Genomic DNA, 12,868 nt, shown 5'->3' with positions numbered 1-12,868 from the left:
GAAAATGCTCGATCGCGGGAAGTCGAAGCTCGTCGCTGTCTTAGAACGGCTCCGTGATCTCCTTGACCTTCGGTATCCCATCAGCAAAATCAAATCTGAGGATCAGATTGAAAACGTCATCCTGCCACGGATCGGGATAGTCGCCGTGCTGGGCCCTGAGGGCGTGAGCAAGCTCGCGGATTTTCTCGTGATGCCAGCAGACCACGGTCAGGCAGCCCTCGTATTGTTGCCCGTTGAGTAGCTTTACGGCGAGTTGTTCATAGTCCTTGTCACCTATTGATGCGTCAACCGCAACGCTGAGGGCATTCGACAAGGGCTGGATCGTTTGTAGAGGCCGGCGGCTCTTTGCGGACGTTGCCGCAGCGAAGAGGAATGATGGCTTTCCAAACTTTTCCTGGACGTAGGGAACGAGATTTTCAGCGCGCTGAAAGCCGGCCGGCGAGAGGTTCGGATCGCCGGCGTCGTCTGGTTTTTCAGCATGGCGCATCACGAGAACCTGACCGACGCGCAAAGTTCTGGTCCTTGTAAAATTGGATTTTCAATACCTAAAGTAGACATAACCTTAGCGTGGATTGCAGAACCCGCGCAACCCCATATTGGGCACTATCAAGGAATTCGGCGCTTTGGGGCCTTCTGCCGGACCGGATATTGCGCCCCACTCACCTTTGTCTTGCCGTCAACGCCAGGAAGCCGACCGACGCGCGGGATCCGCGAAGCGGCAATGCGCATCCGCCTGGATCACTTCTACCCAGAATTGACGGCGTCACGTTTTTGCCTTTAGATTGCTGTCCTGAAATCATGCATCCACCAATTGTTTCTGGAAATTACTAACACTTGGCGGTCGATGCGTCATCTGAACGTCAGGCGTTTGGTTCGTTTGTATTGGGACTAACTTCAGGAGCGGCACTTGGGGAAGAAGCCCGGACGCCCGAATCCCACACGAAAGAGAGCTGTGAAACGGCGTTTGCCATGGAAGCAGCCGGAGAAACAAGGTCCCATCGCCAAGAGGAGACCGGGACGAGCGACGCCAACACAGCGTCTCGCCTCGCTATCGACATCGCCGCAACTCTTGGCGACGCTGCGCCATGTCAGTCTCCACGACAAACTGCAAAGTTGGATGATCGATTTTTTTAGAGCGCAGGCCGACGCCAGCAAGATTCGACTCGAGCAACCTCTCCCGACACCGCTCGATACCACCCGTGAAATGGATGCGATGGTGAGCTATCTGCGGACAACCATTCGCAAGGATGACTCATGGGGTATCGACGTGCGGAGGTTCGTCCTGAATGGTCAAGAGTTGGAGGATGCAATGCATGGTCAAAAGCTGAGTAATTTTATTCAGTTTGTTTTCGCAAGAATGAGCGCGGCGGTGAGCCATTAAACTTAGATTGGGAGCAGGACAATGCGGGGCACATTTTTCGCATGCTTAGCTGCGGCGTCCGCCCTCTGTCTGATATCGAACCACGCAAGGGCGGACGACAAGGGGATAGCTGCCGACGCCATCGGATGCGGACCAGGCAAGGGCGGGTTTGATTTTTCTTTACGGGCAGGCTTCAGCGACCTGGGGCCAGAAACCTGCGTTCACAGCCTTGTCTCATCGAGAGGCGCAGCGGTCTCCGCGACCTTTAACCAGCAGACGGGTCAATACTCGTCCGGAATCGACGGTCTCGCCGCCTTCGTCTACCGCTACTATGGCGACGGTGATTTTGGCTATTCGATGGGCGCGTATGTCCAGGGTAACGACACATACCAGTTCGATCCCACAAGGACGCAGGCCATCAATGGCGATAGTGTCACTCCGGGTGCCTTTGGCGAGGTTTTCTTCACGGACCCTTCGGGGCTGTTGATACATGACCTACGCGTGCGTGGCGGCGAGATCGTCTCCAGCACAGGCACCCGATCAGACACTGTCGTGGCGGAATGGTTTCCTACCTATCACTCCGACAACTTCCGCTACGGCAACATCGGTCTTCCGGTGGAAATCGGTTCGTCCGCTCTCTGGTACACATTTTCCCCCGAGATCATGGTGCAGTACGACCGTTACGAGACAGGTCCAAATGGGGCCGCCATTTTCTCTAGCCGGGATGACGCTGCAAGGATCGGTCCTCAGCTCGTCTTTCTCTTTAGTATCGATAAGAATTCGCTGCCGAAGGGAGCAGAATTTATTGGAAACATGTCGCTGCAGGTGACCACTCACGAATCTTGGGACACCTTATCGCATCGGGGCTACACGTGGTCGTCGCTCGCTCTGAACTACACCATTCCAGGCACGAACAAACAGCCTTCCCATTTCGGCCTCTCCGCAACGTACGGGCTTGGCAATGCCGAGGGCAGCGGCAATAAGACAAGCCAAATCAAGCTTGGTTTGACCGCAAAATACTGACCCGCCGGATTGCCTCCAAATTCGCCTTGGGAGAAATGGCACCCGGGAGCGTGAGCATAGCGACCCCGAAGGGGACACGCGAGACGGATGCAGCGACGAAACCGGCTTAACAGCGGCACCTGGGGCGAGGCTAGTGATAGCGATCGCCGCGAGGCGAGCCCCTTTCCCGAATGCTCCGGCGAGGAGCACATCAGACCTGCGCGATGGGATCGTTAACCGAATGCCCGCGACCTGCGGGCGCGATGAGCGCGCTCACAGAGCCCGGTCCGCAGGGAGGCCCTTCTGGAGGTTGTAGAGCTGAACTCCGGGCAAAGCGCAGGCCTGAAAGAAACTGAGAAGCCTCTGGGCCCGTCGATGGTTCTTGCCGAACGTAACACTGCCGGACCAGACGATACCTATTTTCAAGCGATCTCCGGCCGCGCCAAGCAAAGGCGCTAACTTGCCGGCTCGGTTCTTCGGGGCCGTCAGGTACCGCAGGTTTGGAATGGAGCCGTAATCCTTGGTGAACAGTCCCGGCAGGCTGCAAATGTAGCAATGGAAGTTGGCAGCTGGCAGCGGAAGCCGGCGCGGCACGATCTGATCGGCGATCTGCATGTTTTCGATCAGCGGGAACAATTCAGGCCGGCATTCCTCGATCAGCTCGCCGCCGAGCGCCTTCACCGCGACCCAGAGTACATCAGGCCGGCTGATCTGCGCCCCCACTCATTGTGACAGGCGATAATGTGGGGCTGGTCATCCCACGGGGTATTGCTTATCCAGAATGCCTTGCCCGTGCGGGAGGCGAACGATGCCCAGGCTATATTTTTTTCACGTCCATTTTCGCGAACGCGTCTCGGTGGATGACGAGGGCGCTGAATTCGCCGGGCCGCTGGAAGCGGATGACTACGGTGCACAGATCGCGAGCGAGATCAGCATGGATGATTGGGACTATCGCGACGCCGAGGTATTGGTCATGGATGAGGACGGCCGGGTGATTGCGCGCCATCCTGTTCATCGCAAGCTGCAAAGCTAAGGCGCAAGCAGTTCGTTCCTCCTTGAACCTACGCCCACATCTGGCGGCTGCTAGGACCTCATCAACACTTCTTGCTGGAGGCTGCTATTGGAACTATAGAACGCCGTTTAGCAAAATCGACCATCCATGCAGCAACGGCCCGGCGGGTATTGCTGCGAGGAGCGCGAGGGTCTTACTCCAGCTCGTCGATGTCGTTCATCGGCAGCTGACGCTGCGAATAGCGAGCAATGGATTATTTTGTCGCCTTCAACGACGAATTGGTCCATTGGGTCGGTGACATCGGTTGATACGTGCCCTTTAGGCGCTCCGAGCCCATTAAGGCTTGATGCATCCGATCCATTGGCATTCAGCACAGAAAAGGAATTGAACACGAGATACAGGCCTTGTATGGGGCGGGGTCCTTCCCGAGGCTTAGGGATCGTGCAATTTTGGTGTGGCCTGTTCACACATCCTACAAAGCAGAAAGCCACTCGCTCCGTTCATGCGATTGACGATCTGGCGAAAGCTTGGCCCTTCGAAGAGATCTTCGTATTCGTCGCGCAGAAGATTCCCTAGAACATGGCGTCTCTCGAAATCCATACAGCAGAGTGTCACATCGCCGTTCGGCAGAAGGACATTGCGATAGTGTCGTTTCTCAGTACATGCCAGAGCCCCTGGGATCGGCAGCCGTGGCTTAGCGATCTTAGGATCCACGCTTCCAGCCCTGCTAATCAATGATCGCATGCGAACAAGCGCCTCGGCGGGGATTATAGCGGCGAGATCGGGGTGGACCTGGCCTACGACCAGGAACTGAATCGAGGGAATGTCGGCGTCAACCAGCTGACGGACCAACTCGAGATACCGCTTCCGGACAAAGCGGCTATTCATATATTCTCCACTATCGAAAACATGGACAACAAACGCTCTAAAACGCAGTGCTTGTAAGCGTAGCAGGTCACGCGCGTTCATTCCAATGAGTGTCGTGTAAATCCGAATGCGATGGCCATTCGCGTAAGCGTGCTCGACCATTTCGGTGCATTCCCGATTGAGCCACGGCTCGGAATAGCCGGAAAAGTGTACGTCGACGTCTTTTGGTACACGCGACAGACATTGCTTGAACTCATCAAGTCCGAGATGGCTCACGTCAGAGACGGTTCTTTGGCGCTCGGCGAACTTGTGCTGCGGACAATAAGAGCACCCGATGGTGCAGTTCGTTGCTGTCGTTATCTCCAAAGCCCTGCCACTTGGAATATACGAACTTGTCGAGAATGACGTGTCCATTTTCATGATTCTCTTTTGAAGCCGCGCAATCGAAAGCTTGGCAGTTTAGGGGCAAAGCGCGCTTGCGCTCTTGTGCCCGTCCGATCGCTTACCGATACGCAGCGAACTGCATCGCTCGATCATCGTGGATGACTGCGTTAGATAGGTGCGTTATTGGCGGCCAGTCGGGTTCGGCGAAATCGAAATCGATTTCAATTGTTTCCCCGTTGCTATGGATCATGCGCGCCAACGCGGCAGTCACTGCGGCCGTTGGCAAGTGGGATTCTAGGTTGCTGTAGGTCTTTCTGCCATCGATCCAATCGCGAAACAGCGTGGATTCAGCCGCATACGAGAAGGAGTTTCCATAAGGGCGCGTAATGCGTTCTTCGGTCATGAATTCTTGGGTCCCGGTCACCAGCGCGTTGGACCGTGACGTCACGATCCCAATGTTTTTTCCCCTTAGGTCTGATTGGTCCTTCCGAGACGAAATAGGCGTTTTCGCCACATGCCCGTTCATGGCGAAAAGAGTTCCTAAGCGGACATCGATATCCGTGCAGTGAAGCCGACCATTGATGTTGTAGGGTACCTCCGGGAAGGTTCCCCATGATCGCATACCCGGCGTGGTCTGCTCCAGAGCAAGGGTTCCCAGGCAAAGCGCAGCCTCGCTGCGCCGAAAGCAGAGCGCAAATGATGCCACGATGTCCGTCTCACCATAAGGCAATCTCGAATCAAAGCTCGCCATGTGTTCGAAGTAGTTGTCGAGCCTGTTCATTATGCCGGGAGGTAACCGCTTCTCTTGATCCTTTGGAAAGGCGGCAAAGCCCGTGATACGCAGACAGAATTCATCGTCCGAGTATATCCGACGGTTCATTTGTAGAAGCCGGGTTACGAGATCAACGTAGTGATAGGCGCCATGCATGAGCATGCCGTAGCCATATTTGTACGGATGATCCTCTCTGAGTGCGTATTCATAAGGAAGATTCCAAACGCCGGAAGCAGTTTTCAAGTTGATGGAAGTGATCGGAACGTTCAACTTCTCCATCATCACCGCGAGTTGGGAACGAATTCGCTTTTCATATATCTCGTGGTGGCGATCCAGCACGATCAAGCTATGTTGGCCCTTGGTTCCTTCTGCCCACTTGAGTAGGTCCTTGGTGCGTTGACAGATCGAGCCGCCATCGAACACGCCGTCCCGCATCGGTACCAATAAGGGCTTCGTCGTCAGCGTGTCGTAACCCTCCAACATGCAGTGACGCAAATAGCTCTCGTGCGCCTGAGGCTCAGTTGCGATCACAACCTTCAGAGAACCGTTGCTCTCTTTCGCACGGCTCTTAAGGAATGGAGCGACAAAGAGCAAAGACGCCTCGGGGTCGTCAAGCTGGAGCCGATCAGGGATGAACACGGTATGGATTGGCTGCGCTGGCAAGCCGGCCAGTCTACGCTGGACGGTATCTCGTTGAGATTCGAGATCGACAACTGAGTACCCCTCGATGGCGCCTGATTGCATCGCGGCACGGATGCATCTCGAATACTTGTAGCCCGAGACTGGTCCAAAGCCCACGATTACAAGATGGCGCGACATCAACAACGGTCCGTTGAATCGATCAACATGAGATCTGTCGTCGTCATTCGCGTTTCAGAACGCGCCGTGCCACGAGCTTTTTCACGAATACGAGGCCGAAGAAGTGCTTCGGCAGGTGGTTGGAGTGGCTCCACGATTGCCGAAATCCATGGAACGGCGGAACGCCGTTGGTCGTGCTTCTCGATACTCGCCATGCCCTCAACAACCTCGTTCTCATCCGCGAGCCCTTGGCTAGAAGGAAACGAGTTCGACTGAAGTTACGAAGAGGAGCCGCAACTGGTCGAACAAGCACCCGGTGCGGAGTTGATGCTCATCTGGCTCCGTGTCGCATCCTCGAACATCACAAACCGGCCGCCCTCATGCTCGGGCTCTTCGCGCATTGATAGATCGCGCGCAAGAGGAGTGTCTTTGGGCCCTCTTGTCTAGCTACCAAAAGCAGCAGCTTGTGCACGCCGATTGGCCGCCCGACAATTGAAGCGGAACATCGGATAAGAACTCGAACGTTCCCTCACGTTGGGCTCACTCGTCGATCCCATCGCAACCAATCTTGGAGCTGCTGTGCCCGAGCTATCTCATGACGGCTTTACAATAGCGGTCGCGTGTTACAACGCCGGTTCCTATTTGGCCGAATGCCTCGCGTCCATTCTCGACCAACCATTCCACTTGCCGCATGAAGTGATTATCATAAACGACGGCAGCAACGATCCAACGACCCTGCGTGCCCTCCAGCGTTTCGGAACCGACAAAGCAATCCGCGTAATTCATCACGACCAAAACAAGGGTCTACCGGCGGCACGTAACTCCGGGCTGTTTGCCGCGCGCTATGCTTATGCGATGTTTGTCGATGCGGATGACTGCCTGAGAAATGCGGCTATGCTAAAAGAGGGCTCTTACTTGGATCGCGCGGTGACGGCATTGCAATCCGACCCCGAGCTCGCCTTCACTCATTGTGCAACGCTCATGATTGGAGATTGTTCTGGCTTTACGAGTTCGGCCTATCCCCTAACTGAGGAACTCGTGGCAGCGAAGCATCATGTCCCGGCGTCGATCGTTTTTCGAACCGAGGACGCTGTTGAACTGGGTGGTTTCAACCCGAGAATAATCAAATGGACTGATTGGAGCTTCGGTGCCTCGCTCCTTTCTCACCGACTAAGCAAGGGCGTGGCCAACAAAATCGCCTACTTTTCCACTCCGTACTACTTGTACCGCACCTACGTGGCCGCCCATAGGGTATCTCAGCAATCTGTATCGGAACTGGAGATGATACGGAGGACGGTCGAGAGCTGCCGACCGCTGTTTAACAAATACTACCCCAATTTGGATGAGAAAGAGATGAGTCAACGAATCTTCGCAGCGAAGCCGACATTGCTTGAGTGCCTCGCTCATATGGCACAATCAGACTTGCCTCGCGCGACGCAGTTCATCCGTGAACGCGATCTCGATCGTCTGACCGGCGACCGTAGTATCGCGCTTGCCCCGTAAATTTAGCAGACAGACGTGCGGCGATTGTCGCGGCGGCAGCATATTGGCTCAAATATCGCATTCTATTTGGCTCGCAATGAACGGTGTCGCCTCACTCGCCAGGCAAGTTCTGGCATAGAGGAGCAGCTCGCTCTTCGCAATTACATCTGCTATGCATGCGTGCCTGTGAGTGGGGCTGACTCTTACGCGTTGCACGATGGCTGAACCAACGTTCATGAAGACCTCGGGTGTCAGACTGGCGCTCCTGCTATATTTGTACGTCTCCTTCATGCTTGTCGGAGCTGGCATCGTCCTTTCGTCCTGGGTTGCCTTTCATTACGGCGGAACTCAGCTCGTTGGATGGGTTTTGATCTTTACCAGTGGTTCAACTTTCGTTCTGGCACCCGTCGCTGGCCATATCGTGGACAAGCACAATAAACGTGTTGCTGCGACCGCCGGGCAAACGTTGCGTGCGGTTGGGTTCATAGGTCTCGCTTTACCGGAGCTAGTCTCCCATGGAATTTCTCCGCGTGTCGCCTTGATGGCTTCGGGCGCCCTCGGAACATTCGGGTTCTCACTGCAGATGGGCGCCATTAGTGCGCTAACGAGAATGAATGTTGCTGTGAATGACAGAGCGAGAGTGTCGTTTCAGATGTCGCTTGCAAAGCAGATTGGGATCGCGGCCGGCACCGGCCTGGCCGGTTTATCGATTGACAAATTCGGCTCGTCAACAACCGCCTTGTTCTTATCAGTGCTGGCGTTGTTCACAGTCTTGTGCCTAGAATTGATACGCCCCCCAGTGTCTCACGCTCCTGCGATCACAAGCACGTTTGGATTGTTCGGCGCCTCTCGGCGGGCACTCGAATATCTCCGTCGAGATGTCGATGCACTCACTGCAACGATTGCGGTCGGCTTGGCATTCGCGCTCATTCAGACGACAAATCTTTTGCTCCCCGGGTTCGTGGTGAATAAGCTGGAGGGCAGCACCAGGCTTTTTGGAGCCTTGGAGATGATCGCTGCAACCGCGGGATTTGTGGCCGTCGCCATTACTGCAAGTCCCTCCTTGGCCGAAAAACTAAGGCAAGTGGTTGTCCCTTTGCTTGTTGCCGCCGGATTGTCATTTCTCCTCTTCTCATTTGCGGAGCAGCAGACGACAGCAATTGCAATTTATGCCTTGGTCGGAGTTCTCTGGAGCCTTTCTCGCGCGGCCGCAGACGCCGCGCTGCTGACACTCGTAGAAACAGCCTTTATTGGCAGGGTGCAAGCGCTAACAACATTGGTTACGGCTACCGCCGGCATTGTAATATACTGCCTGCCAACAATATTCGCGGAGTTTACTGAGGCACAGCTCTACGCGCTGTGCGGCAGTGTGATAGCGGCGAGCGCCGCTAGCCTTTTGCTGTTCAGGCGCTAGCCGAGCGAAAGCTGGTCTTCCGAAGCGAGGCTCGGAGCGTATGACAAGCGCGGCGTCGAAGGTCGAAAACACATCCGGAATTCTCCTGAAAGGAAGACGAGATTCAATGGTTAACAGGCTTGTCAACGACGCACATATAGAGTGAGCGTGGGTCGGTCGATCACCATGATGACCATCATGCGCGCGGTGCATCGCGATCATGCAAGTGCGGCAGATGCGGCTTGTGCATGAGGCGAAGATGCGCTAGTCGAGAAACATGGATATTCGTACGTCACGTAACGAGGTTGTAGGCCGTCCTCTGTTGGGGACGTGAATCGCGGTCGCCGAACGCCGCCTTCCGATCCCCCATTTGCGGATGGATCGGAATTCTCCATCTGCAGTATCGATGGAGAAAACCATGCTTGAAAAGATCTTCGATCCCAAGAGCGTCGAGCCGCGCTTATACGCCAGTTGGGAAGCTTCGGGCGTCTTTGCGCCAACGGGCGATCCGGGAGCGGAACCGTTCTCGATCGTCATGCCGCCGCCGAACGTGACGGGATCCCTGCACATTGGCCATGCGCTAAACAGCACTCTGCAAGATGTGTTGATCCGCTTTGAGCGGATGCGCGGTAAGGCAGCGCTCTGGCTACCGGGTACTGATCACGCTGGCATCGCGACGCAGATGGTGGTCGAGCGCCAACTCACGCAGGATGGGGACATCAACCGCCGCGACATGGGCCGGGAGGAGTTTCTCGCTAAGGTCTGGGCGTGGAAAGCCAAGTCCGGCGGCAACATTGTTCACCAGCTGCGCCGGCTAGGCGCTTCCTGTGACTGGAGCCGAGAGCGCTTCACCCTCGATGAGGGCTTTTCGCGCGGGGTGCGCAAGGCGTTCGTCGACCTCTACAAGGAGGGTTTGATTTACCGTGACAAGCGCCTGGTGAATTGGGATCCTCAGTTTCAGACCGCGATCTCCGACCTTGAGGTTGAGCAGCGTGAGGTTGACGGTCAGTTTTGGCATTTCGCCTACCCGCTGGCGGACGGTTCCGGCGAGATCGCTGTAGCCACCACGCGTCCTGAGACCATGCTGGGTGACACTGCAGTCGCGGTGCACCCGGATGACCAGCGCTACAAGCATCTCGTCGGTAAACAGGTCATCCTACCGATCGTCGAGAGGCTGATTCCGATCGTGGCCGACGAGTATGCGGATCCCGAAAAGGGATCCGGAGCGGTAAAAATCACACCCGCTCATCACTTCGACGACTTCCAAGTCGCCAAGCGCCATGGCCTGCCGATGATCAATATTCTAGACGAGTTTGCACGCATTAACGAGAATGCTCCGCAGGCTTTCCGCGGGCTCGACAGGTACGCCGCACGTAAGAAGGTGGTCGAAACCTGTCAGGCCCTGGGTCTGCTGCGCGGAATCGAGAAAGCTCGCCACATGGTGCCCCACGGCGACCGCTCGGGCGTGGTGGTCGAGCCCTTTCTGACTGACCAGTGGTTCGTGGACGCCGCAGTTCTGGCGCAGCCCGCGATCAAGGCCGTTGTTGAGAGCGATACGGTCTTCATGCCCAAGCACTGGGAAAAGACGTACCTTGAGTGGATGCGCAACATCCAACCTTGGACCATCTCGCGCCAGCTCTGGTGGGGTCATCGCATCCCGGCTTGGTTCGGCCCGGACGGCGCTATCTTCGTCGAGGAGACCGAAGAGAAAGCCAAGGCTCATGCCGCCGCGCACTATGGCCATGACGAGCCGCTCACTCAAGACGAGGACGTGCTCGACACTTGGTTTTCCTCGGCGCTGTGGCCATTCTCGACCCTTGGCTGGCCCGAGAAGACAAGCGATCTCGAGCGCTTCTATCCGACGAACACCCTCATTACAGGTTTCGATATCATACCTTTCTGGGTCGCACGGATGATGATGCAGGGGCTGCAGCTAACAGGGAAAGCTCCGTTCAAGCGGGTGTTTATCAACGCCCTGGTGCGAGATGCAAGCGGCGCCAAGATGTCGAAGTCCAAGGGGAACGTTATGGACCCTCTGGAACTGGTGGACGAGTTTGGAGCCGACGCCTTGCGCTTCACGCTGACGGCCATGTCCGGAGCTGCACGCGATATCAAGCTCTCGCGGCAGCGCATCGAAGGCTATCGCAATCTTGGCACCAAGCTGTGGAATGCCACGCGCTTCGCCCAGTTGAACTGCTGCGCGCGCGAAGCGGGATTTTCGCCGGATCGGGCGACGACGCCACTGAACCGCTGGATTGTTGGCGAGACGGTCCGTACGGCGATAGCTGTGACCGGGGCGTTGGCGGAGTGTGGCTTCGGCGAGGCTGCGGACACGCTCTACCGATTCATTTGGAATGTCTTCTGCGACTGGTACGTCGAGCTGATCAAGCCCACGCTGAGCGGTGAAGACATTGCGGCTCGCGACGAGACCCGTGCTGTCACCGCTTGGGTGTTGGACGTCATCTTTAAACTGCTGCATCCGGTCATGCCATTTTTGACCGAGGAGCTTTGGGCCCAGACGACCGACCTCGGCGCGGCGCGTGAGCACCAGGGCTTCCTGATGACTGCGGCCTGGCCGCGGCTTGCTGAGAACCTGATCGATCCGGCCGCCGATACCGAAATCCGGCTGATCATCGACGCCATCTCCGAAGGTCGATCGGTGCGCCAGGAGCTGAACGTCCCTCCTTCCGCACGTCCCCCGCTTCTGGTGGTCGAGGCCTCCGAGACGCAACGCAAGACGCTGAAGGCCAGCGCGCCGCTCGTCGCGCAGCTCCTCCGCGTCTCCGAAGTGCGGTTCGTCAACGCCGTGCCTGCGGGAGCGATCTCCTATGTGATCGACGGCGCCACGCTGGCGCTCCCGGTCGCGGAATTCATAGAGCTGACCGCAGAGCGCTCGCGCCTCGCTAAGGAGGTGGCCAACCTGGGCGCAGAGGCTGACGCACTATCCAAGAAGTTCAACAATGCGGACTTTGTCGCTCGCGCCCCGGAACAGGTCGTCGAGAATACTCGCGAGCGTCTCGCTGAGACCAAGGCCGCGAAAAGCAAGCTGGAAGCCGCGCTGGCTCGGCTGCTGGCCGTCCTCCACTGATCGAGCTGTCGTCACGGGCACGCGAGTAACGACATGGCTCGGCAAATGATGATTGATCCGGCTCTTGCCGGCAGACAACGGCGCCTCATGGAGGAATAGTTCGGAAGTCGCGACTCTTGCCTCCTTTGTTTCGTGCCCGGGAGGATGGGTGGCCGTATGGGGGAAGCCGGGTCTGTGTTGCCGGCCGAAGAAATTTCCTTATAGCGGCCGCCGGCTGACCGAATATCTGCAGGCCAAGGCCGGCCGGCTACCGGGCGTGCCGCGTGGGACGGGACACCAAGCTCGATCCATCCGAACAGATGGAAGGCGCAGAGCAACCGCCTCAATGCGTCGCGGACGACATCGAACAGAAGTGGCAGAATCGCGGTAATGTCGGCCGCCTGCGACTGCCAGAGTGGTGACCCGTTAGACTAACCGCTTTAGGCCGACGGCACTGTTGTTCGCGCGAACGATTGACGCTCATGCGGGCCGTGCTACAAGCGCGCTCCCGACAAACTGGAACTGCAATGACAAAGAAAGCGAAGAAGATCGTTCGTCGCGAATATACAAGCGCCGACGTGAAGGAATTGCGCGCTCACTCCAAGGCGCGAACGCCGGTCGTAAAAATCGCAAAACTGACAAAGCGGAGCGAAGGCTCGCTTCGGCAAAAGGCGCAGAAACTCGGCATCAGCCTCGGCCATCGTCGCTGAGAGTGCGACGAAGCCACGTGG

General features: G+C 56.8%; 11 protein-coding genes. 7 read left to right on the top strand and 4 right to left on the bottom strand.

The genetic code is table 11. The features are described from left to right. Positions 1-40: 40 nt before the first annotated feature. The gene (locus ACP2YP_RS11175) at positions 41-511 is read right to left on the bottom strand and encodes a hypothetical protein (RefSeq protein WP_426424174.1); all 471 of its coding nucleotides are present in this window, start codon (positions 509-511) and stop codon (positions 41-43) included. A gap of 441 nt (positions 512-952) precedes the next feature. Here ACP2YP_RS11175 and ACP2YP_RS11170 point away from each other — a divergent pair, with 441 nt between their 5' ends. Beyond that, positions 953-1,381: a hypothetical protein gene (locus ACP2YP_RS11170; protein ID WP_426424173.1), complete on the top strand. Its 429-nt coding sequence runs from the start codon at positions 953-955 to the stop codon at positions 1,379-1,381. 21 nt (positions 1,382-1,402) lie between these two features. Further along, positions 1,403-2,383, top strand: a complete 981-nt coding sequence (locus ACP2YP_RS11165; RefSeq protein WP_426424172.1) for a hypothetical protein — start codon at positions 1,403-1,405, stop codon at positions 2,381-2,383. A 252-nt stretch (positions 2,384-2,635) separates the two neighbouring features. Here the strand turns inward: ACP2YP_RS11165 and ACP2YP_RS11160 are convergent, their stop codons facing one another. After that, positions 2,636-3,085, bottom strand: a complete 450-nt coding sequence (locus ACP2YP_RS11160) for a hypothetical protein (RefSeq protein WP_426424171.1) — start codon at positions 3,083-3,085, stop codon at positions 2,636-2,638. Between the two features lie 85 nt (positions 3,086-3,170). Here ACP2YP_RS11160 and ACP2YP_RS11155 point away from each other — a divergent pair, with 85 nt between their 5' ends. Then, on the top strand, positions 3,171-3,395 hold the full coding sequence (locus ACP2YP_RS11155) for a DUF6894 family protein (protein WP_426424170.1): 225 nt from the start codon (positions 3,171-3,173) through the stop codon (positions 3,393-3,395). Positions 3,396-3,806: 411 nt separating this feature from the next. Here the strand turns inward: ACP2YP_RS11155 and ACP2YP_RS11150 are convergent, their stop codons facing one another. Both ACP2YP_RS11150 and ACP2YP_RS11145 read right to left on the bottom strand, forming a co-directional pair. Next, entirely contained in the window at positions 3,807-4,661 is an 855-nt protein-coding gene (locus ACP2YP_RS11150) for an SPASM domain-containing protein (RefSeq protein WP_426424169.1), read from the bottom strand. Between the two features lie 82 nt (positions 4,662-4,743). Continuing rightward, a complete protein-coding gene (locus tag ACP2YP_RS11145) occupies positions 4,744-6,216 on the bottom strand; it encodes a hypothetical protein (protein ID WP_426424168.1) in 1,473 nt (490 codons plus the stop codon). Between the two features lie 558 nt (positions 6,217-6,774). Between ACP2YP_RS11145 and ACP2YP_RS11140 the strand changes: the two genes are divergently transcribed. The 4 genes from ACP2YP_RS11140 to ACP2YP_RS11125 all read left to right on the top strand — a co-directional run bounded on the left by ACP2YP_RS11140 (position 6,775) and on the right by ACP2YP_RS11125 (position 12,847). After that, the gene (locus tag ACP2YP_RS11140) at positions 6,775-7,698 is read left to right on the top strand and encodes a glycosyltransferase family 2 protein (protein ID WP_426424167.1); all 924 of its coding nucleotides are present in this window, start codon (positions 6,775-6,777) and stop codon (positions 7,696-7,698) included. Between the two features lie 196 nt (positions 7,699-7,894). After that, a complete protein-coding gene (locus ACP2YP_RS11135) occupies positions 7,895-9,091 on the top strand; it encodes an MFS transporter (RefSeq protein WP_426424166.1) in 1,197 nt (398 codons plus the stop codon). A 397-nt stretch (positions 9,092-9,488) separates the two neighbouring features. Continuing rightward, the gene (locus ACP2YP_RS11130; RefSeq protein WP_426424165.1) at positions 9,489-12,158 is read left to right on the top strand and encodes a valine--tRNA ligase; all 2,670 of its coding nucleotides are present in this window, start codon (positions 9,489-9,491) and stop codon (positions 12,156-12,158) included. 506 nt (positions 12,159-12,664) lie between these two features. Further along, positions 12,665-12,847, top strand: a complete 183-nt coding sequence (locus ACP2YP_RS11125; RefSeq protein WP_426424164.1) for a hypothetical protein — start codon at positions 12,665-12,667, stop codon at positions 12,845-12,847. The last annotated feature ends 21 nt before the right edge of the window (positions 12,848-12,868 follow it).

Origin of the sequence: Bradyrhizobium genosp. A (assembly GCF_049949275.1) — a bacterium.
Classification (GTDB): Bacteria; Pseudomonadota; Alphaproteobacteria; order Rhizobiales; family Xanthobacteraceae; genus Bradyrhizobium.
This window is presented reverse-complemented; position numbering and strand designations above follow the sequence as displayed.